The following is a 24557-nucleotide window of genomic DNA, read 5'->3' as shown; positions in this document are numbered from 1 at the left end:
TGTGACGGAACAAGCCGACGTCATCGTCGTCGGAGCAGGACTGGCGGGTCTGGTCGCGACCCACGAACTCGTGAAGGCCGGACGACGCGTCCTCGTCGTCGACCAGGAGAATGCGGAAAACCTGGGCGGACAAGCCTTCTGGTCGCTCGGCGGCCTGTTCCTCGTCGACAGTCCCGAGCAGCGGCGCATGGGCATCAAGGATTCCCGGGACCTCGCACTGCAGGACTGGCTGGGCAGCGCCGGCTTCGACCGTGATCGCGAGGACCACTGGCCCCGGCAGTGGGCCGAGGCCTACGTCGACTTCGCGGCCGGCGAGAAACGCGCCTACCTGCACGACCTGGGTCTGCGGGTGATGCCGAACGTCGGCTGGGCCGAACGCGGCGGCGGACTGGCCACCGGGCACGGCAACTCGGTGCCCCGCTTCCACATCACGTGGGGCACCGGCCCCGAGGTGGTGCGGGTGTTCCGGGAACCCGTGCTCGACGCCGCAGCGCGCGGGCAGGTCACCTTCCGCCACCGGCACCGGGTGGACGAGCTGATCGTCGAGGGCGGCGCCGCCGTCGGTGTACGCGGCACCGTGCTCGAGCCGTCCACCGAACCCCGCGGCGTGAAGTCGTCCCGCACGCCCGCAGGCGAATTCGAGCTGCGCGCCCAGGCCGTGATCGTCACCTCCGGCGGCATCGGCGGCAATCCCGACCTGGTGAAGAAGAACTGGCCCGTCGACCGGCTCGGCCGCGTCCCCGAACGAATGATCACCGGGGTGCCCGCGCACGTCGACGGCCGGATGCTCGAGATCACCGAGTCCGCGGGCGGCAACATCGTCAACCGGGACCGCATGTGGCACTACACCGAGGGCGTCGTCAACTGGGATCCGATCTGGCCCGACCACGCCATCCGGATCATCCCCGGCCCGTCGTCGCTGTGGCTCGACGCCACCGGCAAGCGCCTGCCGGTCCCGCTGTTCCCCGGCTTCGACACCCTCGCCACGCTGAAACACATCCTCGGTACCGGACACGACCACACGTGGTTCGTCCTCACCCAGTCCATCATCGAGAAGGAGTTCGCGCTGTCGGGCTCCGAACAGAACCCCGACCTCACCGGCAAGGACATGAAACTCCTTCTCGGACGAGTGAAGAAGGGGGCACCCGGACCGGTCGAGGCGTTCAAGCGCAAGGGCGTGGACTTCGTGGTCCGCGACAACCTGCGCGACCTGGTGGACGATATGAACGCCCTGACCCCGGATGCGCCGCTCGCATACGAGCAGGTCGAGCGTGAGGTGATCGCCCGCGACCGCGAAATGGACAACACCTTCTCCAAGGACATGCAGGTGATGGCGATCCGCAACGCCCGAACCTACCTACCCGACAAGGCGATCCGTGTCGCCAAACCGCATCGCCTGCTCGACCCCGACCACGGGCCGCTCATCGCGGTCCGGTTGAACCTGCTCACCCGCAAGACCCTCGGCGGCCTCGAGACCGACCTGGACTCGCAGGTGATCCGCCCCGACGGCAGCGTCTTCGACGGCCTGTACGCCGCCGGTGAGGTCGCCGGATTCGGTGGCGGCGGCGTCCACGGGTACAACGCGCTCGAGGGCACGTTCCTCGGCGGCTGCATCTTCTCCGGCCGCGCCGCCGGCCGGGCACTGGGACGGAGCCTCCGATGACCCGCACCGCACTCGTGACCGGCGCATCGTCCGGTATCGGCCGCGAGGTGGCCCGGGCGCTCGTCGCACGCGGCTACCGGGTGATCGGGACATCCCGCACCCCGTCTGCGCTGCAGGAGGATTCCCGCGTTCCGGGTGTCGAATACGTGCCCCTCGATCTCGAGGACCGGGCGAGTATCGAGGCGTGTGCCCGGACCGTCGGAGACGTGGACGTACTCGTCAACAATGCCGGGGAGAGCCAGATGGGGCCGCTCGAGGAACTACCGCAGGACGCGATCGACCGACTGTTCCAGGTGAACGTCCTGGGCGCGATCCAGCTGACGCAGCTGCTGCTGCCCGGGATGCGGAGCCGCGGCTACGGCCGCGTCGTGATGGTGGGGTCGATGCTCGCGAGTTTCCCGCTCGCATTCCGCTCGTCGTACGTCGCCACCAAATGTGCGCTGAAAGGGTTCGCCACCGCCGCCCGCCGGGAACTGAGCCCGTTCGGGGTGTGGCTCACCACCGTCGAACCCGGCACCATCGCCACCGGCATCGGCGACCGCCGCAGCCGGTACATCGACGCCGGCTCCCCCTACTCGGGCGACTACGAGACGGTGTCGAAGGCGATGTCGCGCAACGAGGGCCGTGGTATCAGTGCAGAGAAGGTGGCCGAACTGGTGGTGACCGCGATCGAGGCGGACAAACCGAAACCGCTGTACGCGCGCGGCAACATGGCGCCGCTGGTGTTCACCGTCCGCAGGCTCGTACCGCGCGCCGTCACCGAGAAGATGACGGCCCGCTTCCACGGGCTGAGATGAGACCGCCCCGGGTGCCGCATCGGCACCCGGGGCGGAACTCTGCCCGTATCAGGCCATCGACCGCAACCAGTTCGACAGCCACGACGTGGCCGTGTTGCCGTAGGGGTCGACGACGTAGTTCGCGTAGTCCTGGTGCGCCTGCGAACGATAGAACGCGTCGAGCTTCTTCGCCCGATCCTCGGTGGCCGTGTCGGACGACTCGGCCTGCAACGTCGGCATACCGCCGGCGGCCATGAGGTCCTGCACGATCGAGACGGCTTCCTGCACGTAGCGTCCGGACTGCTGGGCCTGCGGCGACGAGTTCTGCGCCAGGAACCCGGCGAGCCGGGTGACGAAATCGTCCTTGGGTGTGGAGCAGTACAGATCGCCGACGACACAGAACGTGCGCGTCTGCGGCGTCACCCATCCGAAACCGCCGACGCGGGGACCCCCGGCACCGTTGCCGACGACCGGCGGGCCGACCAGAATGTCGGTCTCGGACCGGCGCGGATCGGACAGCAGACCGACCGCGGCGAGCCGGGTCGGCGGCACCACACTGGTCCCGGTACCGATCTCGGCGGCGAGATCGCCGGCGGCGTCGGCGCCCTGGCTGTAGCCGACGAGCGCGAACCGGGTGTTGCCGCAACGCTGTGCCACGTCGGCGATGACGCCGCGGGCGTTGTCGACGGCCTGACGCTTGGACGCCCCGTACACCTCGGTCTCCCACGGGAACGCGGTGGCCGCATACGGCACGTACTCGACACCGACCGACGCCGGCAGGCGGTTCGTGACCGCCGCGAGCATGCCCGGACCACGGGTCTCGCCGGGATCGGTGGTGGTCTCCCACGTACCGGGGATCGCGACGACCTGCAGATTCGGACATTCGGGTGCGGCCTGCGCAACTCCCGTACCCATACCGACAATCGACCCGAAAACCGTTGCAGCACTTGCGCCCAGAACCGCCAGCGACTTCTTCACGCCCATCGGCACCGCACCCCACTCATCCACTTCCGCATGGCCACACTCCCGTGACCACCTGTCCTGACGCCCCCGAGCGCGCATTCGTGTCCGGTGAACGCGCCGGATAGATCTTGACAGGTCCACGTTGCGACTCGATGCACGGCCGGTAAACGCACGCTACCGGAGCGATGCGCAGCCGTGGGGTCCTTCGTTCGGGGACGACGCGGGCGGGGCGTCGCCGCATGCGCGACGACGCCCCGCCCGTGTTCATCACTGCGTTCGGCAGCTACCGCCCGTCAGGAACCGAAGCCCCCGAACAGGTCCCCGAGACTGCCCAGCCCGCCCCCGCCACCGGGAGTCGGGATCGTGTCCGGATCACCGGTCACGGTGACGTCCACCGGATCGGCGGCCGAGTCGATGAACCCGGCGTCGGCCGTGAACTGTGCCGACACCACGAACTCGCCCGGGTTCTGGAAGAACGTCGTCACCGTCGCGACCCCGTTCTGATCCACCCGCACCGGTCCGCCGAGCAGCGCGTCACCGAGCTTGAACTGCACCGTGCCGTGGGCCGAACCCGGGGCCACCCGCGCCGTGAGCGTCACCTGCTGCCCCTTCGCCGTCGCCGCAACCGGATCGACCGTGACCGTGGTGGCCACGTCCGCGGCCGGTGCCTCGGTCACACTCACCGGGTACTGCGCCGACACCGACGGGGAGACACCGTCGGTACCCGAGTAGCGGGCGATCACCCGATGCGTGCCGTTCGCGTCGAACGTGTACGGCAGCACCGCGGCGCCGTCGTCCTTCACCTCGGCCGTACCGACCGCCGTGCCGTCCACCTCGAACGTCACCGTGCCACCCGAGACACCCGGCTCGACCTTCGCGGTCAGGTTCACCGGCTCACCCCGGTAGGCATCCTGTGCCGGACCCGTCACCGACGTCGTGGTCGCGATGTCCTGCGACGTCACGTTGACCGTCTTCGAACCCGCCGACGCGTTCGAGAACTCCGAGCCCAGGAACTTCGCCTCGTAGACGTAGTCGCCGTCGGCGTCGAGCGTCTCGGTCAGCGAGGCCTTGCCGTTCACCAGATCGACCGGTGCACCGACGTCCTGCCCGTCACGGGTGAACTGCACCTGCCCGTCGTCCGGCGTCGGCACCACCGTCGCGTTGAGGGTGAACTCGCCGCCGTTGGTCACCGCACTCGGGCCGTCCAGATGGGTGACGGTGTCGACGACGGCGCGCTGGATCTGCACCGTGGCGAGCGGGCCGGCACCGGCGTTGAGCGGACCGCCGATGCTGTCCCGCGGGGTGCACTGCGTCGGCGCCCAGACGGTTCCGACGAGGGGCGCGCTCACCCGGGGCAGGAAAGTCATGAAGTTGGCGTCGTTGGCGAAGTTGCCCGCGGTCCCCGCCGTCCGCAGCTTCATGTGGATCTCACCCGTTGCCCCGGCCTTGAGCCGGGCCTTGACCTGCGGCAGCTGGAAGATCGTGTTCGCCCCTCCATTCTTGTTCACCTTGATGCCGCCCTCGGAGTTCTTCGACGAACTCGGGCCGTTGCCGATGGTCTGGTTGTCGCCCGACAACCGGATGATCGTGCCGTTCGGATCCACGTTGCCCTGCTCGTTGACGACGAGCACGTTGGGTGCCACACCGGACAGCCCGGAACTGGTGTTCGGCACCACCTCACCGCCGAGGAACTGCGCATTCTCCGGCATCGCGACGTCGATCTTGAGACGCGACACGTTGGTCATGCTGGCCCCGGATCCCGGATCGTTCGGAACCGAGATCGGGGACGGCGTGATGAACACGTCGAACTCCTCCCCCGGTGCCACACTCGTCGGGGCATCGACCGTCACCGACGCCTCCTGCACCTGGTCCTGCGGACCACCGGCGAGACTCGACGACGGCGACGCGCGACACGCGTTCTTGAACGTCGTCGTGGTCGGCTCCGCCGAGGCGGGAGCGGCCACGAACAGTGCCGCACCCGAGGCGACCATCGCCCCCACCGCGAGCGGCGCGATGGTGCGGTACAGCTTGGAACTCATCGATCCTCCTGCACTCATGGGTCAGCCCCCCAGCGATCCGGCGAACAGCCCGGCCAGCGGGCCTTCCAGCAGCGATCCGAGGCTGCCGGCGCCACCCTCGGGGGCCTCGGGAGCCGCGGACACGTTGAGCACCACCGTGTTCGAGACGGTGTCGCGGTAGCCGTCACCGCCGACGAACTTGGCGCTGAGCAGCTGAGTGCCCTCGAAGTCGAGGGTGGTGGTGGCGGTGGCCTTGCCGTCGACGACCGCGATCGGCGCGCCGATCGCCTCGGTGCCGCGGTAGAACTGGACGGTGCCCTGCGCGTCGGCCGGGTTCACGGTGGCGGTCAGGGTGACCGTCTGCCCGACTACCGAGAGGCCCTGAACGTTCAGGTTCGCGTCGACAGCGGTGAGCACCGGCGCGGTCGGGGCGACCGTGGCGGTGAACTCCGCGGACGTCGATGCCGAGAAGCCCTCGGTGCCTTCGAAAGCCGCGACGACCGGGTAGCTGCCGGCGTCGGCGAACGTGTGCTCGAGAACCGCGACACCGTCGGCGGTACCGACCGCGACGCGCCCGACCTCGGTGCCGTCGACGCGGAAGACGACGTCACCGCCGGTCGGGATCGGGCGGACCGTGGCCATCAGGTTGGTGGGGCTGCCGGCCTCCGCGGTCACCGGCTCGACGACGACCGTGGTGGTCTGCCAGGCGCCGTAGTCGACAGCGACCTGCTGCGCGGTGGCAGCGGAGTCGGCGTAGCCGTAGCCGCCGGCGAAGTTCGCGGTGACCGCGAAGTTACCCGGATCGTCGAAACGGTGGTTCAGCGTGGCCTTACCGGCATCGACCTGCACCGGGTTGCCGACGTTGGTGCCGTTGACGACGAACTGCACGGTGCCCTGCGCGTCGGCCGGGCTGACGTTCGCTTCGAAGGTCACGTTCGCACCCGCCTCGGCGGAGGCCGGGACACTCAGAGCCGTCTGGGTGACAACATTGCCGACCTCGATCTGCGTTGCGGCACCCTCGGAGTCGTGGAACAGGCCCGTGGCCGTGAACTTCGCGGAGATGTCGTACGTGCCCATCTCGGTGAAAGTGTGCGCCAGCGTGGCAGTTCCGCCGTTGACTGCAACCGGGTCACCGATCGGGTTCGCGCCCTCGAAGAACTGCACCGTGCCCGTGGCACCGGCCGGTGAGATCGTGGCGGTCAGAGGCACTTCGCTGCCCCGGCCCGCGGTCGCGGGAGCGGTCACCGTGGTCGTGGTGGTCTCGCGGTTGTCGACGACACGGACCCAGGCGCCGGCCGAATTGCTGCCCTGCTGATTCGTGAACGAGTAGACATCGAACACGAAACCACTGTTGTAATCGCCCGGAACGAAGTTGTCCGGCACCTTGTATGTGACGCTGAACCGTAGAACGGTGCTGCCCTTGACGAAGAATCCACCTCCGCCGATGACCGGCACCGAGCTGCATCCGTTTCCACTGCAGACTGCTTTGACGCCGTCGTCACCCTCGTCGGTGACAGAAGCACCCATCGATACCTCCGAATTGAGGTATTGGAACCCAGTGGGCGCGTTGTGACGCAGTGCAGTCATGTAGCGGCCGAGGTTCAGGAAGCCACCGGCCTTGGAGTTCTCCCAGATGTTCGAGCGATACGTGACCGTATCTCCCGGGTTGAGGACGTTGCCGGCGCCGACAGTACCGTTGACGGCGTAGACCTCGGTGTTCCAACCGAGGTTGTCGGCCGTCTTGTCCCCCGACGACGAGGGCGGGGGTGAATCTGCGCTCGCCGCACCGGCCATACCCCAGATCAGTGCGAGGGCACTGATCAGGACCACGAACGGCGCTGCGAGTCGCTTGGACGCGCGAGTTGCCATGGATGCTCCTTGAAGGATGTCCTCTGCAACCCCCGACACCGTTGCTGTTGGACAGTCGTACAGGTGTGATCCGAACCACTATGGGCCACAGCGCGCGTTTCCGGGCCGATTTCGGAAAAACCGCCTGTCCTGGGCATATCCACTAGTTGCGGCAACTACCGGATACCGGCCGGGGACAGACGAAGGCCCCGTCCCGTGCGAGGCGATGCACGGAACGGGGCCTTCGAGCCCGGGTGGCGGGGAACGTCGTCGGTCCCCGCCGGGGATCAACGCTGCGGTGCGCTGGTGGTGCGGATCGGCGACGGCAGCGACGTCGCCCCCTCGAGGAAGGTGTCGACGGCGGCCGCGCACGAGCGGCCCTCGGCGATGGCCCACACGATGAGGGACTGTCCGCGACCCATGTCACCGGCAACGAAGACACCGGGCACGCTGGTCTCCCAGTCCGACGAGCGGGCGACGTTGCCGCGCGCATCGAGATCGACACCCAGGTCGGTGAGTAGTCCCGGCTTCTCGGGTCCGACGAAGCCCATCGCGAGGAACACGAGGTCGGCCTCGATCTCGAAGTCCGAGCCCTCGACCTTCTCGAAACGGCCGTCGACCATCGTGACCTCGTGCGCCTTCAGCGCAGTCACGCGACCGTCGCGTCCGACGAATTTCTCGGTGTTGACCGAGAACACCCGCTCGCCGCCCTCCTCGTGGGCGGACGACACGCGGTACATGAGCGGGTACGTCGGCCACGGGGTGTGCTCGGCCCGCTGTTCCGGCGGGCGCGGCATGATCTCGAACTGGTGCACGCTCTCGGCGCCCTGCCGGTGGCTGGTGCCGAGGCAGTCGGCGCCGGTGTCGCCGCCGCCGATGATGACGACCTTCTTGCCCTGCGCCGTGATCGTCGGCTCCGCGAGATCGCCCAACTGGACGCGGTTGGCGATCGGCAGGAACTCCATCGCCTGGTGGATACCGTCGAGTTCGCGGCCCGGGATCGGCAGGTCACGCGCCTCGGTGGCACCGCCGGCGAGGACGACCGCGTCGAACTGCTCGCGCAGCTGCTCGGCGGTGATGTCGACACCGACGTTCACGCCGGTGCGGAACACCGTGCCCTCGGCCTCCATCTGCGCCAGCCGGCGGTCGATGTGCCGCTTCTCCATCTTGAACTCGGGGATGCCGTACCGCAGCAGGCCACCGATGCGGTCGGCCCGCTCGAACACCGTCACCGAGTGGCCGGCCCGTGTGAGCTGCTGTGCCGCAGCAAGACCCGCCGGACCGGAGCCGACGACCGCCACCTTCTTGCCGGTGATGTGCGATGCGCGCACCGCCTGCACCCAGCCCTCGTCGAAGGCGCGGTCGATGATCTCGACCTCGACCTGCTTGATGGTGACCGGGTCCTGGTTGATGCCCAGGACACACGACGCCTCACACGGTGCCGGGCACAGCCGGCCGGTGAACTCCGGGAAGTTGTTGGTCGCGTGCAGCCGGTCGATGCCGTCGCGCCACCGATCCTTGTGGATCAGGTCGTTCCACTCGGGGATGAGGTTCCCCAACGGGCAACCGTTGTGGCAGAACGGGACACCGCAGTCCATGCACCGGCTCGCCTGCTTCCGCAGGGTGTCCGTCGAGAAATCCTCGTAGACCTCTTTCCAGTCCATCAGGCGCAGCGGCACCGGACGACGGAGCGGCAGTTCCCGCGACGTGTGCTTCAGAAAGCCGTTCGGATCACCCACGAGCTGCCTCCATGATTGCGTCGTCCACGTTCGTTCCGTTCTTCTTCGCGGTCTCGATCGCGACGAGGACCTTCTTGTAGTCGCGCGGCATGACCTTCGCGAAATGCGCCTTCTGGTGCGACCAGCCGGCGAGGATCCGGGCCGCAACCTCGGATCCGGTCTCGTCACGGTGGCGCTCGATCGCGCCCTTCAGCCACTCGAAGTCCGCGACACTGAGGTCCTCGAGATCGACCAACTCGGTGTTGAGATTGGTCCGGAAATCACGGTCCGGGTTGTAGACGAACGCGACACCACCGGACATGCCGGCACCGAAGTTGCGTCCGGTCCTGCCGAGCACGACCACCTTGCCGCCGGTCATGTACTCGCAACCGTGATCGCCCACTCCCTCGACGACAGCGGTGGCGCCGGAGTTGCGGACTGCGAAACGCTCACCGACGATGCCGCGGACGAGAACCTCACCCGCGGTGGCACCGAACAGGATCACGTTGCCGCCGATGATGTTCTCCTCGGCGGTGAAACCGTCGGCGGTGCGCAGCGGCGGCCGGACGACGATGCGTCCACCCGACAGGCCCTTACCGACGAAGTCGTTGGCGTCGCCGTGCAGCCGCAGCGTCATGCCCTGGGGCACGAACGCGCCGAAGCTGTTACCGGCGGAGCCCGTGAAGGTGATGTCGATCGTGTTGTCCGGCAACCCCTTCGCGCCGTACACCTTGGTCACCTCATGACCGAGCATGGTGCCGACCGTGCGGTTGACGTTGGTGATCTCCGACGCGAACGCGACCGGCTCCCCCTTGTCGAGGGCCGGACGCGCCAGCTCGATCAGCTGCTGGTCGAGCGCCTTCTCCAGGCCGTGCTCCTGCGTGCCCGAGCAGTACAGGTCCTGGTCCGCGAACGCGGACTCGACCTTGTGCAGGATCGGGGACAGATCCAGCTTCGACGCCTTCCAGTGCTCGACGGCCGCGGTGGTGTCGAGGACGTCGACCTGGCCGACCGCCTCCTGCAGGGTGCGGAAGCCCAGCTCGGCGAGCAGTTCGCGCACCTCCTCGGCGATGAACAGGAAGAAGTTCTCCACGAACTCGGGCTTGCCGGTGAAACGCTTGCGCAGCACCGGATTCTGCGTCGCCACCCCCACCGGACAGGTGTCGAGGTGGCACACGCGCATCATGATGCAGCCCGACACGACCAGCGGCGCGGTCGCGAAACCGAACTCCTCACCACCGAGCAGCGTCGCGACCATCACGTCGCGGCCCGTCTTCATCTGGCCGTCGACCTGGACCACGATACGGTCACGCAGACCGTTGAGCAGCAGCGTCTGCTGGGTCTCGGCCAGGCCGAGCTCCCACGGGGCGCCGGCGTGCTTGAGCGACGTCAGCGGCGACGCACCCGTGCCACCGTCGTGACCCGAGATGAGGACGACGTCGGCGTGCGCCTTCGACACACCCGCGGCGACCGTACCCACACCGATCTCGGAGACCAGCTTGACGTGGATCCGCGCCTGCGGATTCGCGTTCTTCAGGTCGTGGATCAGCTGCGCCAGATCCTCGATCGAGTAGATGTCGTGGTGCGGCGGCGGCGAGATCAGGCCCACGCCTGGCGTCGAGCCACGCACCTCCGCGACCCACGGGTACACCTTGTGCGGCGGCAGCTGGCCGCCCTCACCGGGCTTGGCGCCCTGCGCCATCTTGATCTGGATGTCGGTGCAGTTGGTCAGATAGTGCGAGGTGACACCGAAGCGGCCCGACGCCACCTGCTTGATCGCCGACCGGCGCCAGTCACCGTTCTCCTCGACGTCGAAACGACGCGGATCCTCTCCGCCCTCACCGGAATTGGAGCGGGCACCGAGGCGGTTCATCGCGATCGCGAGCGTCTCGTGCGCCTCCGCGGAGATCGAGCCGTAGCTCATCGCGCCGGTCGAGAACCGCTTGACGATCTCGCTGGCGGGCTCGACCTCGTCGATCGAGATAGGCTGACGCACACCGGATTTGAACTTCAGCAGGCCACGCAGCGACGCCAACCGCTCCGACTGGTCGTCGACCAGCGTCGTGTACTCCTTGAAGATCGAGTACTGACCGGTGCGGGTCGCGTGCTGCAGCTTGAACACCGTGTCCGGGTTGAACAGGTGGTACTCGCCCTCCCGGCGCCACTGGTACTCGCCGCCCACCTCGAGTTCGCGGTGCGCCCGCAGCTCCGGACGGTCCAGGTACGCATTCGCATGGCGTGCCGCAACATCCGACGCGATCTCGTCCAGACCGATACCGCCCAGATTCGAGTGCAGACCGGTGAAGTACTCGTCGACGAGCTCCTGCGACAGGCCGATCACCTGGAACAGCTGGGCACCGGTGTACGACGCGAGCGTCGAGATCCCCATCTTCGACATCACCTTCAGCACACCCTTGCCGGCGGCCTTGATGTAGTTGGTGATCGCCTTGTCGAGCGTCAGACCGGGCAGCTGCTCCGACTGCATCAGCTCGTCGATGGTCTCGAACGCCATGTACGGGTTGACCGCGGCCGCACCGAAACCGAGCAGCGCCGCCATGTGGTGCACCTCGCGGGCGTCACCGGACTCGACGATCAGCCCCACCTTGGTGCGGGTCTTCTCCCGCACCAGATGGTGGTGCACGGCCGCGGTGAGCAGCAGCGACGGGATCGGCGCGTACTTCTCGTTGGACTCGCGGTCGGACAGCACCACCAGGCGCGCACCACCGGCGACGGCCTCGGACACCTTGTCCCGCACCGTGTCCAGCGCCTGACGCAATCCCTCGCCGCCCTCGGCGACCGGGTACACGCCGCGGACGACGACACTGCGGAACCGCGGGAACTCACCGTTGTCGTTGAGATGGATCAGCTTCGACAGGTCGTCGTTGTGCAGGATCGGCTGTGGCAGCGCGATCTGCCGGCACGACAGCGCCGACGGGCTCAGCACGTCGGACTCGGGGCCGAGAGTGCCGCCGAGGCTGGTGACGATCTCCTCGCGGATCGCGTCGAGCGGCGGATTCGTCACCTGCGCGAACAGCTGCTGGAAGTAGTCGAACAGCATCCGCGGACGCGCCGACAGCACCGCGATCGGGGTGTCGGTGCCCATCGAACCGAGCGCCTCGCCACCGGTCGCCGCCATCGGCTTGACGAGCAGGTTCACCTCTTCGTTGGTGTACCCGAAGATCTGCTGGCGCAACACGACCCGGTCGTGCGTCATGTACGTGTACTCGTGCGCGGGCAGGTCGTCGATGTGGACGAGACTGTCGTCGATCCACTGCTGGTACGGCTGCGCGGCAGCGAGTTCCGACTTGATCTCGTCGTCGGAGATGATGCGGCCCTGCGCGGTGTCGACCAGGAACATCCGTCCCGGCTGCATCCGCATGCGGCGCACGATCTTCTCCGGTGCGATGTCGAGGACACCGACCTCGGACGCCATCACGACCAGGCCGTCGTCGGTGACCCACACCCGCGACGGACGCAGCCCGTTGCGGTCGAGGACTGCGCCGACGACGGTGCCGTCGGTGAAGCACACCGACGCCGGGCCGTCCCACGGCTCCATGAGCGTCGAGTGGTACTCGTAGAACGCCTTGCGGGCCGGGTCCATGCTCTCGTGCCGCTCCCAGGCCTCCGGGATCATCATCAGCACGGCGTGCGGCAGGCTGCGGCCACCGAGGTGCAGCAACTCGAGCACCTCGTCGAACCGGGCGGTGTCCGAGGCGCCGGGGGTGCAGATCGGGAAGATCTTCTCGAGCGCCCCCTCCCCGAACACGTCGGAGCGGATGAGCGCCTCGCGGGCCCTCATCCAGTTCTCGTTGCCGCTGACGGTGTTGATCTCGCCGTTGTGGGCGACGCGGCGGAACGGGTGCGCCAGCGGCCACGACGGGAACGTGTTGGTGGAGAAGCGCGAGTGCACCAGGCCCAGCGCGCTCTCGACACGGTCGTCCTGCAGGTCCAGGTAGAAGCCCTTGAGCTGCGGCGTGGTGAGCATGCCCTTGTAGACGAACGTCTGCCCGGACAGACTCGGGAAGTACACCGACTCGCGGCCCGGACCGTCCTCGCCGGCACCGGCGGTACCGAGTTCGTGCTCGACGCGCTTGCGGATGACGTACGCGCGGCGCTCCAGGTCCATGCCCGTGACCGCGTCCGCGGCGGCACCGGTGCTTCCGATGAACACCTGACGGAACGTCGGCATCGCGGCGCGGGCCAGCGAACCGAGCGACGAGTCGTCGGTGGGGACCGCGCGCCAGCCGAGAACCGTCAGGCCCTCCTCGGCGACGATCTTCTCGACACCCGCGGCGGCCTCGTCGGCGGCGGCCTCGCCCTGCGGGAGGAACGCCATACCCGTGGCGTACGCGCCCTCCGCGGGCAGCTCGAAGTCGACGACAGCACGCAGGAAGCGATCCGGGACCTGGAGCAGGATGCCGGCGCCGTCACCCGTGTTGGGCTCGGAGCCCGCAGCGCCGCGGTGCTCGAGGTTCACGAGCGCGGTGATCGCCTTTTCGACGATGTCCCGACTGCGACGACCGTGCATGTCGACGACGAACGCGACGCCACACGCATCGTGCTCGTTCGCCGGGTGGTAGAGCCCTTGGGGCCCGGGAAGATGCTTCATACCTACTGCCTTCGTATGCGTAAATGCACCGACGACCAGCAGCGCTGATGGTCATACAACTGCAGAGCATGTACCTGCACGACACTGTGCGGCACCGACCGAGAAGGGCTCCTCGTTGAGCCTCGGCACGGGACTGACGTCCACCCTGGCGACGTTGCTCAGGGGGTTTCATACGTCGATGAGTCCACCGTGTTGAGAAAAGGTTAATTCACGTACCCGGCGGAAATGCAAGCAAGGTTCCCCTTTCCACCCGATGACCTGCGGATTTACAGACGTCGATCGAGCGACTGCAATCCACGTCACAGCCTAGGAGGCATATTCCTCCGACGGGAGAGCCTGCGATTGCGACCTCGACACGATCCGTCGACGGTCCGGCAGCGGGGAGGTGACACGACGGTGTCGGACGGTTTCCCGTGAAACAGCAACCCGGGCACAACCGGGTGCGAATATAGCTACTGGCCGCAGCGAGTGGACAGCTGCGGCCAGTGCACGACGAAGATTAGCATCAGTTGAACGTTTGACTCACACGGATCCGGAAACCTCGTCACAGCTGCCGATCCGGAACATGAATCCCCTGGTCACACCCGTGCCGGCGCGGTTTCGATGTCGTCCTCCTCGACCCGGATCGTCGCGGGCGAGCGACCCGGGATCGCCAGCGCGATCAGGGCGGCGACGAGGGCGACACCGCACCCGATCAGCAGCCCCGTACGGAAACCGGCCTCGGTGGGCAGCGTGTGACCGCCACCGGCGTCGAAACTCATCTGCGCCAGCACCACACCCACGACGGCCGCGGCGACCGAGGTACCGACCGACCGCATCAGCGTGTTGAAGCTGTTGGCCGAACCGGTCTCCGACGGCGGCACGGCGCTCATGATCAGGGCCGGCATGGTGCCGTACGCGAACCCGGTGCCGGTGCTGCAGATGCACACCACCAGCATCAGACCCCACGTCGAGCCCATCAGGAACATCGACGAGCCGTAACCGAGCGCGATGATCAGTGCACCGACGAACAGTGTGACCTTGGGACCCCGCACCGCCGACAGCTTCGCCCCGATCGGCGAGACGGCCATCATCACGAAACCACCGGGCGCCATCCACAGACCCATCGCGAGCATCGACTGCCCCAGCCCGTAACCCGTGGACTCGGGCAACTGCATCAACTGCGGGACGATCAGCGACTGCGCGTACATCGAGAAACCGACGACGACCGACGCCGCATTCGTGAACAGCACCTGCCGGCCCGCCGCCAGACGCAGGTTCACCAGCGGATCCCGAGTACGCAGCTCCCACCAGCCCCACGCCACGAGCACGACGACCGCGGCGGCGAAGAGCCCGAGGGTGGTGCTGCTGCCCCAGCCCCAGGTGCCGCCCTTGGACACCGCGAGCAGCAGGCACACGAGACCGACACCGAGACCGGCCGCGCCCACGAAGTCGAATCGTCCCTCGGGGGCCATCGCCGGGGTGGCCGGGATCAGCCGCCAGATCAGCAGGCCGATGAGCACACTGAGCACCGCGCATCCCCAGAACAGCGCCCGCCAGCTGGTGTTCTCGATGACGGCCGCGGCGATGGGCAGACCGAGGGCGCCGCCGATACCCATCGTCGCGCTCATGAGCGCGATCGACGAGCCGAGTTTCCGCGGGGGCACCAGCTCACGCAGGGCACTGATACCCAGTGGCACCATGCCCATGCCGAGACCCTGCAGGCCGCGACCGACGATCATCGGCACGAGGGACGACGCGAGCGCGCACAGCACCGAGCCGGCGACGAGCGGGAACGCACAGAACAGCAGCATCCGGCGCTTGCCGAGCAGGTCACCGAGGCGTCCGGTGACCGGCGTGGCCACGGCGCCCACGAGCAGGGTCACGGTGATGACCCACGACGCGTTCGAGGCGTTCGTGTCGAGGATGCGGGGCAGATCGCCGATCAGCGGCACCACCAGCGTCTGCATGAGTGCGGCGACGATGCCGGCCACCGCCAGTACGGCGACGATGCCGCCCGAGCGGACCTCGGGCTCGGGGTGTTCCACGTGCGGATCCCTTCTCGATCATTGGTATTGCATGATGCAAACTCGTTGCAGAGTACAACTTCTTTGCATCGTGCAATAACCGGGTACGATTTGCCGGAATCCGCCGGGCAGAATGGAGGACACCCACGAGAGGACCGGTATGGACAAGCCCACGCACCTGATCGAATTCGAGACGATGGTGCTCGGCCGCCACCTGCGCCTCAACAGCCCCCGACCCCGACGCCGCACCGGACACCTCGACACCAGCGCCTACATCCTGCTCAGCCGCCTGAGCATGGAAGGACCGATGTCCATCGGCCAACTCAGCGACGCCCTCGGCCTCGACACCTCGACCCTGCACCGGCAGACCACCGCGATCCTCGACGCCGGACTCGTCGAACGCATCCCCGATCCCGACGGTGGCATGGCCCGCAAATACCGCGTCACCGACGAGGGACAGGAACGCCTCGATGCCGAACGCGCCGGCACCATCGACGGCCTCGACAGGGTCCTCGCCGACTGGACCGTCGACGACGTCGCCGCATTCGCCGGTTACCTCGAGCGGTTCAACATCGACATCGAACGCCTCGACGGCCGTCCCTGGCCGCGACCGTCGGCCTGAGCACCCACTCTCCGCCCGGATCGACGGGATCCCGCACCGAACGCCCGGGAATGGGCGTCGAGGTCGAGTATCCCTCCCGAGCGACGGATCGCGGCGGTGCCTGCATCATTGCCGTACGCGGGCAACTCGATCCTCCGCCTCCAGGTCGGGAGCATCCTCGCCTGCCGGTAGTTGCACCGTGACCAGATGGACGCGGCCGGTGAAGCGAGCCGGGCTCACATACCCGGGCCAGACGGGCGACACCGTGTCGGTGCCGACCTCGAGCCCCTGGGCCACCGCCCACAGGATCGGGTTGGTCCGATCGATCCGGATCTCGAATTCGGTGGTCCCGTCGACGGAACACGCCGCGCTCGCCGATCCGTCGTCCGACTGCTTGAAATCGACCAGGATCGTGTGGCGTCCCGCCGGCAGTGGCTCCTGCGCCGAGCCGTGATAGTGCTCCCGTCCCAAGAAGTTCGAGACGAAGGAGACACGTCCCTCGTCCAGGAACAAGGACACACCGCCGTTGGCATTGCCGAAGGAGAAGATCACGCCGCGCGTGTCCACACCCGTCGTGACGTCTGCGGTGAGAACGAACGGCTGACGGAACATGGCCGGGGACGTCGATCGAGTCAGGATGATCGGGGTGTCATAGGTGTAGACGGGCGACTGTTCCGACCCGCTCGGACGAGGCTGCAGTGACCGCGGTGAGCCGGTGTCGTCCAGCGGAAGCACATTGTGCTTCTCGGCCAGGCTCCACCATTCGTCGACCAGTTCACCGAGCAGTTCCGGGTGTGTATCGGCAAGGTTGTCGACCTCGTTGAAGTCCTCGTCGAGGTGGTAGAGCTCCCACTCGTCGGCGTTCCAGTCACCGTCATGGGTGGGCCGATCATGAGTTCCGACCCGGAATGCCTGCGCTGTCGTCCAGTGCGTCGTCACGGCCTTCCAGCCGTCCCGGTAGACCGCCCGGTGCCCGAAACATTCGAAATGCTGCGACCGGTTCGTCGATCCGAGCGACGGATCGTCGATGGCACCGAGGAAACTGTGGCCCTCCAGGGGCATCTGCTCGTACCCGTTCACGACCGCGGGCATCTCGATGCCCAAGCCTTCGAGGAGCGTCGGCACGACATCGACGACGTGCACGTACGGCGATGCGACGCTTCCGGGTTCTGCGCGGCCGGGCCAGTGCATCACCATCGGCACCCGGGTTCCGCCCTCGTGGGTGTTGACCTTGTACCACCGCTGTGGCGTGTTCCCGACCTCGGCCCAGCCGGTCGCATAATGCGGATGGCTCGTCGGCGAGCCCCATTCGTCCATACGTTCCCGCATGTCTTCGACGGTTTCCGGGACCCGGTTGAAGAAGCTCATCTCATTGAACATGCCGTGCATTCCGCCCTCGGCACTGGCGCCGTTGTCGGTGTGCACGAGGATCACGGTGTCGTCGAGAAGACCGTGTTCTTCCAGGTACGTCACAAGGCGTCCGATCTGGTGATCGGTGTGGCCCAGGAAGCCGGCGAAGACTTCCATCTGCCGCACGAGCAGTTGCTGCTCTGCGGCGTCGATGTCGTCCCAGTTCCGTACGCCTGGATTGTGTTCGGGCAGCGGTGTTCCCGTGGGAACGACGCCGAGTTCGATCTGGCGGGCCAGGGTTTCCTTGCGGACGACGTCCCAGCCCTCGTCGAAGCAGCCCCGGTACTTCTCGATCCACTCGGCCGGTGCGTGGTGCGGCGCGTGTGCTGCACCGAACGCGAGGTAGGTGAAGAAGGGTTTCGTCGGGGAGATCGTCTTCTGCGAGGCAATCCATTCGATCGCGTGATCGACGAGATCCTCTGAGAGGTGGTAGTTCTCCTTGTCGAGCGGGCGACCCTCGAGGTATCGATTGTCCTCGACGAGCTCAGGAGCCCACTGCGACGTCTCCCCCGGCAGGAATCCGTAGTAGCGCTCGAAGCCCTGCCCCAGCGGCCAGCGGTCGAACGGTCCCCACGGCCCGCTTTCCCAGTCCGGGGTCAGGTGCCACTTGCCGAGAGCCATGGTGGAGTAGCCGTTCTCCTTGAGCACCGCGGGCAGCATCGCCGCCGACTTGGGGATCCTCGAGTGATAGCCGGGGTACCCGGTGGAGTACTCCATGATGACTCCGACTCCGACCGAGTGCGCGTTCCTCCCTGTCATCAGAGCGGCCCGGGTCGGCGAGCACAGAGGGGTCGTATGAAAATTGTTGAAGCGCGTACCGCTGCCGGCCAGCCGGTCGATGTTCGGGGTTTCGAGTCGCCCACCGAGGCCCCCGAAGCACCCGAACTGAGCGAAGCCGACGTCATCGAGCAGCACGACGATAACGTTCTTGGCATGTGCGGGAGCTTTGGCGGCAACAGGCCATGCCGGTTCCGAGTCCGCGGTCGTCCGGCCGATGGGTCCGGGATGCGGCTGTGATTCGGGGTATGAGCGAAAGGTGTTCACTGGATGCTCATTTCGATGTCGAAGCTGACCCGGGCGGGGATGTCGGAGACCTCGTCACCGATGGCGACCGTGACCGAGGCGATGTCGCCGGTGAACTCGCCCCGTCGGGTCCGGTAGTCGTCGACGACGGGTGCGGCCGTGTCGCAGCCGACGTCGGTGCTGCCCGAGGATCCGGAGTGGAAGGGCACCGTCCGGTCGATCCGGCCGACTCCGACGAGTTCGGAATCGACATAGAGTCGGCCCTCGCCACCGCGTCCGTAGCCCTCGATCTCGTCGACCAGGAACTCGTAGCGGATCTCGTGGCGTCCCGGGGAAACCCGATCGCCGGCAACCACGTCGTAGCGGTCCAGGCCCAGCCAGTTGTGGCTGTAGTGCAGGACGCCGTCGACGAAGTACAGCACCCATCCCCCGAAACGTCCTCCCTGAGAAAGGATGACGCCCTCGGTGGGTTCGTCGGGCAGGACCACCTGCGCGGTGATCGCATGCGACTTGTTCTTGACGTTCGGGACGGCCGCCTCCGGTAGCCGCTTCATTCCGGGACGCAGTGTCGTACTCGTGCGACCGTTCAGCAGGTCGGGACGACCCGCGAGGTCAGGGTTGAATCGTTCCACTCGTCGATCGTCCAGCGGCAACACATTGTTCTTCTCGGCCTCGATCTCGAAGCGCTCCTGCAACTCCCGCAATTTCTCCGGATTCTCGTGGGCCAGATTACGTGCCTGACTCCAGTCATCGGGGGCATACAGCTCCCAGACATCTTCCGCGAAAGCCCTCTGATTAGGTGAATTATCCCAGGGCGTAACATGTTTCGTGCACGCCATCCACCCCTCGTGGTAGATGCCGCGGTTACCGAACATCTCGAAGTACTGCGTGCGATGACGGTCCTCGGCGTCGGCGTCGTCGAAGGTGTACATCATGCTGAGCCCGTCGGTGCGCTGCTGCTCGACACCGTTGACGACCGCCGGCAGAGGCAGGGACGCCGCCTCGAGAACGGTCGGCATGATGTCGATGACGTGATGCCACTGATGCCGGATCCCGCCCCGGCTCTCGATACCGGCCGGCCAGTGCGTGATCATGCCGACACGAGTACCACCCCAATGCGAGGCCACCTGCTTGGTCCACTGGTACGGCGTGTTGGTGGCATGCGCCCAGCCCGCCGGATAATGGTTGTAGGCATGCGGGCCGCCGATGAGATCGATGTTCGACAGAATGTTCGCGGTCTCATCGTGAACACCGTTGAGACTTGCTATCTCGTTGATCGCACCCGACACCCCGCCCTCGGCCGAGGCGCCGTTGTCACCGAGAATGTAGAAGAAGATCGTATTGTCCATGGCGTCCATGGTTTCGAGCGCATCCACCAAACGCCCCACCTGTGCATCGGTGTGCTCGGCGAACCCGGCGAACGCCTCCATCAGACGGGCCGCAACGGTGCGCTCGTCGTCGGTCAGATCCGCCCACGCCGGGATCTCCGCGTGTCGAGCCGTGAGCTCGCAGTCGTCGGAAACCAGCCCGAGCCGACGCTGAACTTCGACGATACGTTCCCTCTCGGCGTCCCAACCGTGGTCGAAACGACCCTTGTACTTGTCGATCCACGACTGCGGAACATGGTGCGGGGCATGAGTTGCGCCGAAGGAAAGGTAGAGGAAGAACGGATCCTCGGGAGCAAGCGACTTCTGGCTCTGCACCCACTCGATCGACCTGGACACGATGTCCTCACTGAAGTGATATCCCTCGCCCGGGTAGTCGACCGGAGTCGTCCCCTCGAAGAGCAACGGATCCCACTGATTGGTCTCACCGGACACGATCCCGTAGAACTTCTCGAAACCCTCCCCGGTGGGCCAGCGATCGAAAGGCCCGACAGGACTGACTTCCCACGGCGGGGTCTGATGCATCTTCCCGAAAGCACCGGTGTTGTAACCGTTGAGCCGCAATACTTCCGCCAACGTCACCGCACTCTGCGGCCGCACCGAGGTGTAACCGGGCACAGGCGTGGCAAGGTTGGTGATCGTCCCCATGTTGACCGCGTGATGGTTACGCCCGGTCATCAACGCCTGACGAGTAGGACTACACAACGCCGTCGTATGAAACTTGGAGTAGCGCAAGCCACCCGACGCCAACCGATCCGCCGTCGGCATATGACACGGTCCACCGAAAGTCGACGATGCCGCGAAACCCATATCGTCGATCAATACCACCACCACATTCGGCGCACCCGCCGGCGCCCGCAGTCGGGACAGATTGACACCGGCGCCGGCAGGCGCACCCGCACGGCCACCCAACACCTCGTCCGGGACGGGCAGAACAGTTCGATCGAAACTCGACACTGGAGACACCTCTCAGTTCGTCAACTGGCCGTTCAGCGAATCAGATTGCAGACCTGTACAACTAAGGCAAAGACGCCGTCATCCCGCCATCCACCACGAACTCGGCCCCGGTCGAATGAACAGACTCGTCACTCGCCAGGTACAGGACCATGCTCGTGATCTGTTCGGGAGAAGCGGGGATCCCGAGGGGGATGTTCGAGTCCTCAGGATCCGACCCGTCGGTCATCGCGGTGGTGACGAAACCGGGATGTACGGAGTTGACCCGAATTCCCAGGCCGGCCACTTCCATGGCAACAGACTTCGTCAGACCGCGAACGCCGAACTTCGACGCGACGTAGCCGTGCAGTCCAGCCTGTCCACGTAGACCCAGGACCGATGAGGTGTTGATGATCGACGACCCTCGGCCCATCGCCGGGACCGCGATCTGCATGCCCAGGAAGGAACCGGTGAGATTGATCGCGATGATCGAGTTCCAATCCTGCAGAGAGTAATCCGCCAGCATGCCCCCATTGGCGATACCGGCGTTGTTGACCAGGACGTCGAGCTTTCCGGACGCACTCGCCAACTGCACCGCAGCAGTCCACTCCTCCGGCCGGGTCACGTCGAGGTGGACGTACTGCGCCCTGTCGCCGAGCTCGTTCGCCAATGCCTTGCCTTCGGCGTCGAGAACGTCGCCGATCACCACCGAGGCGCCTTCGGCGATGAACCTGCGGGCATGTGCCGCCCCTATTCCACGGGCGCCTCCCGAGATGAGGGTTGTCTTACCGTCCAGACGTGCCATGGGTACAAACCTTTCGTCGTTGTCGGTGTGTCGGTCAGCCCGTCAGGACACGGGTATGTTTCGGGGATCCGGTTCCGCGGCTGTTCGGCCGAATCGGGACCTACCTGCCCTCGGCAGCGTCGATCACCAGCGAGAGATCGACGATCTCACTTTGAGGGGTGACCCCCTCGTAGGACAGTGCGTCGGGGGCCATCTCCCTGTACATCTCCTGCACCGCCTCGACGGAGTTCGGCAGGACGTCGAGACTGAACTCGTAGCTGGGGGACGCAGTGAGCATTTCCGGCCTGACGCCCATTTCTTCGGAAAGCTTCGCCACGACATCGGTGTCGGCATGGTAATCGCCGGTCAGGTATGTGTTCGTGGTCCGCAGCAGCGCCCGGAAGAACGCGGTCCCGGCCGCCCTGTCCTCGGCGAGGAGCCGGCTGCCGACGAGGTAGCCGCCGACACTGATATCCGTGGGGTAGGGCGTCACGAGGAAGGGATTGTTGTTCGCTGCGGCAGCCGACTGCGGTGGGGTGAGGATTGCGCCATCGACCGTGCCGTCTTTCAGAGCCTGCAGCATGGTTGCCGGGTCGCCGATCGTGGTGATCGTGACGTCATCGACCGTCAAACCGCCTTCATTCAGTGTCTGGTAGATCGGATACGAGACGGGGGCGGTGAGCCCGCCCGGATATACCGCGATCGTCGCCCCCTTCATCTTCTTCGGATCGAACTCGGCTGCGTTGCTGCCGAATTTCGAGTTGACGTACAGTCCCGTGTCCGGCCAGGTCGAAGCAAGCCCGGCGGCCCACTTCAAGTCCACTCCTTGTTTGCCGGCGTTCAGTACCAGGGCGGTCGGGGCACCGAACACCACATCGATTTTGTTCTGCCCCAGCAGGGTCAGGAGGTTCGGGGCGGTGTCGGAAACGTACTCGACCGTCAGGTTCTCCTTCTCGAACTCGCCCTCTGCGTGTGCAAGCAGCAGTGGCGCAATGGGTTCCGTCTTGGCCGGGAGTCCGACCTTGACCGTCGTCGGCGACGGAACCGGTTTCGCCTCCGGGGTACCCGCTGCTCCGGTGAGGCTCAGCCCGGCTGGCAGCTGGGAAACCCCCTCGGATGAGGACACGGACCCGGCGGGTGTACTGCACGCGGTGAGCACGAACAATGCCGCAGCAGCCAGAACTGCAGTCGCCGTGCGGCGGTGACATGAGTGACGCATGGATTCTCCAAGAGGGTTCCGGACGAGTAAGGAGTGGTAATGGCGTTGCTCACCGCCGTCGCGCGCGAAGGTGCGGCAGTGCAGGACAGGTCGGGCCGGTGACGACGGTGGTGACCAGGACTCCGAGCAGTCCGACGATGACAACGCAGGTCTCCTCGGTGAGGTAGTCGGACTGCCCGTCCGGGTCGACGTATCGATTGCTTCCGTCTACGAGGAGACGCCGCTCGCGCGATCCCCTGCTCTACGGGACCGGCGATTCCAGGTGCTGGTGGCCCATGGGACGCGCCCTCTGCCGCAGCAAGTCGAGGGTGTCTTTGCCCTCGATACGTGCTATCGATTCCGATACGGTCCAGGCGTACACCCCCTGCGACATCGTGGAGGTCGCTTGTTCCTGCAGGGCTCCGAAGATCTCGGCACGAACCGCATGCAGACTGCGGTCGTCGGGATTGCCGTCGACTGCATGCTGAATCAACTTCGCGGCAACCCGGTCGTTTCCGCGCTGCAGCTCTTCCTTGGCTTTGGCCGCCAGCTTGTCGGTACCGCCGGCAAGTTCAGTGATCGCTTTGCCGAGTGCCGACCTCTTGGCCGGCTTGAGGTTGGACGGGTCACCGTCGTACCAGCCACCGTAGAGTCGCCAGGCATTACGCACGACGAACTCCGGTTCGTCGTACTTGGGCTGCAGGTAGGGTTTGTCGAGAAACCGTGCCGGCATGGAGAATCCGTGGATGGCACTGTCGAGCGGTGCGCCACTGTTGAGATACTCGAGGGTGGTGTCGTGCAGGAACTCCAGATACTCGGCAGTGGTTACCATTGCTTCCACGATCCGGTCACGTCCGACGATGGGCAGCCCGTGACCCGGCAACAGAATCTCGGCGCCCAGGCCGGCGATCTCCCGAAGCTTTGCTGCCCATAGTCGGGCATACCGCTGCACCTTCTGCGGGTTGCCCGCGTTCGGACTCATCCAGATGAAGAAGTCGCCCACACACACGATCTTCTTCTCGGGGAACCAGCCGACGACCGCGTCATCGGTTTCGCCGTATCCGTGGGAAAGTTCAACGGACAGACCACCTTGCGAGAGGGCCATCCGATCGTCGAAGGTGACATCCGGATAGCGGTAGTCCTTGGGCCACTCCAGGTCCGGATTCTGGAACTGCCGACGGTTGATGGCGGTGTTGTAGCCGTTCGTGTATACATACCGGTCGAACCGGGCCTTGACCGCGGAGTGGGCGATCACGGTCGGCCGGTTCCAGCCGAGCTTGTCGGCCTCCTCGTCGAATCCCGTGGTACCCCAGATGTGATCGACATGCCCATGGGAGTAGATCGCATGTCGTAGAGGCGCAGCCGACAACCTACGGGTGGCGTGGAACAGATCCATGGCGGTGTCGGCTCCACCGGCATCGAACATCAGGAGACCGTTGTCGGTCTCGAAAACATAGACGTTACCGGCCGCCGGCCACATGTGGACGCCATCCGCAACCTTGTACAACTCATCTTTTCGCAGTTCGCCGGACCAATAGGAGGCAACCGAGGCCTCCTGTCGCCATACCTTGTCGGCGTATTCGAGAATGTCCATTCCGTTACTCCAATCATATTGCGCAGAA

Annotated in this window: 14 protein-coding genes; 3 read left to right on the top strand and 11 right to left on the bottom strand. The window is 66.1% G+C overall.

Features of this window, described 5'->3' with window-relative positions; genetic code table 11:
• Position 1 precedes the first annotated feature (1 nt).
• Together Q5696_RS00425 and Q5696_RS00420 are read left to right on the top strand one after the other, a co-directional pair.
• A complete protein-coding gene (locus Q5696_RS00425; RefSeq protein WP_305093286.1) occupies positions 2-1663 on the top strand; it encodes an FAD-binding dehydrogenase in 1662 nt (553 codons plus the stop codon).
• Positions 1660-2460, top strand: a complete 801-nt coding sequence (locus Q5696_RS00420) for an SDR family oxidoreductase (RefSeq protein WP_305093285.1) — start codon at positions 1660-1662, stop codon at positions 2458-2460. Before Q5696_RS00425 ends, Q5696_RS00420 begins: the two co-directional genes overlap by 4 nt.
• Before the next feature lie 48 nt (positions 2461-2508).
• On the opposite strand, the gene Q5696_RS00415 is transcribed toward Q5696_RS00420, so the two are convergent.
• From Q5696_RS00415 to Q5696_RS00390, 6 genes are all read right to left on the bottom strand, one after another.
• A complete protein-coding gene (locus tag Q5696_RS00415) occupies positions 2509-3423 on the bottom strand; it encodes a cutinase family protein (RefSeq protein WP_370654836.1) in 915 nt (304 codons plus the stop codon).
• Positions 3424-3695: 272 nt separating this feature from the next.
• The gene (locus tag Q5696_RS00410) at positions 3696-5441 is read right to left on the bottom strand and encodes an Ig-like domain-containing protein (RefSeq protein WP_305093283.1); all 1746 of its coding nucleotides are present in this window, start codon (positions 5439-5441) and stop codon (positions 3696-3698) included.
• Between the two features lie 21 nt (positions 5442-5462).
• Complete coding sequence (locus Q5696_RS00405; RefSeq protein WP_305093282.1) at positions 5463-7289, bottom strand: Ig-like domain-containing protein; 1827 nt, start codon at positions 7287-7289, stop codon at positions 5463-5465.
• Positions 7290-7555: 266 nt separating this feature from the next.
• The gene (locus Q5696_RS00400; protein WP_305093281.1) at positions 7556-9007 is read right to left on the bottom strand and encodes a glutamate synthase subunit beta; all 1452 of its coding nucleotides are present in this window, start codon (positions 9005-9007) and stop codon (positions 7556-7558) included.
• Entirely contained in the window at positions 9000-13595 is a 4596-nt protein-coding gene (gene gltB / locus Q5696_RS00395; RefSeq protein ID WP_305093280.1) for a glutamate synthase large subunit, read from the bottom strand. Before gltB ends, Q5696_RS00400 begins: the two co-directional genes overlap by 8 nt.
• A gap of 578 nt (positions 13596-14173) precedes the next feature.
• Positions 14174-15622, bottom strand: coding sequence for an MFS transporter (locus Q5696_RS00390; RefSeq protein ID WP_305093279.1), 1449 nt, complete (start codon positions 15620-15622; stop codon positions 14174-14176).
• 139 nt (positions 15623-15761) lie between these two features.
• On the opposite strand from Q5696_RS00390, the gene Q5696_RS00385 reads away from it, so the two are divergent.
• Positions 15762-16223 (top strand): MarR family winged helix-turn-helix transcriptional regulator, encoded by a 462-nt coding sequence (locus Q5696_RS00385; RefSeq protein ID WP_305093278.1) that lies wholly within the window; start codon positions 15762-15764, stop codon positions 16221-16223.
• A 105-nt stretch (positions 16224-16328) separates the two neighbouring features.
• Here the strand turns inward: Q5696_RS00385 and Q5696_RS00380 are convergent, their stop codons facing one another.
• The 5 genes from Q5696_RS00380 to Q5696_RS00360 form a co-directional block, all read right to left on the bottom strand.
• Positions 16329-18656, bottom strand: a complete 2328-nt coding sequence (locus tag Q5696_RS00380) for an arylsulfatase (RefSeq protein WP_305093277.1) — start codon at positions 18654-18656, stop codon at positions 16329-16331.
• Positions 18653-20935 carry an arylsulfatase gene (locus tag Q5696_RS00375; protein ID WP_370654956.1) on the bottom strand — a complete coding sequence of 761 codons (2283 nt, stop codon included), beginning with the start codon at positions 20933-20935 and terminating at the stop codon, positions 18653-18655. Before Q5696_RS00375 ends, Q5696_RS00380 begins: the two co-directional genes overlap by 4 nt.
• Before the next feature lie 103 nt (positions 20936-21038).
• Positions 21039-21758 (bottom strand): SDR family oxidoreductase, encoded by a 720-nt coding sequence (locus Q5696_RS00370; protein ID WP_305093276.1) that lies wholly within the window; start codon positions 21756-21758, stop codon positions 21039-21041.
• 100 nt (positions 21759-21858) lie between these two features.
• Entirely contained in the window at positions 21859-22863 is a 1005-nt protein-coding gene (locus Q5696_RS00365) for an ABC transporter substrate-binding protein (protein WP_305093275.1), read from the bottom strand.
• A gap of 334 nt (positions 22864-23197) precedes the next feature.
• The gene (locus Q5696_RS00360; protein ID WP_305093274.1) at positions 23198-24529 is read right to left on the bottom strand and encodes an alkyl sulfatase dimerization domain-containing protein; all 1332 of its coding nucleotides are present in this window, start codon (positions 24527-24529) and stop codon (positions 23198-23200) included.
• Between the last annotated feature and the right edge of the window lie 28 nt (positions 24530-24557).

Source organism: Prescottella sp. R16 (assembly GCF_030656875.1).
Lineage (GTDB): Bacteria > Actinomycetota > Actinomycetes > Mycobacteriales > Mycobacteriaceae > Prescottella.
The sequence above is the reverse complement of the archived record's forward strand: the minus strand, read 5'-3'. Positions and strand labels throughout refer to the sequence as shown.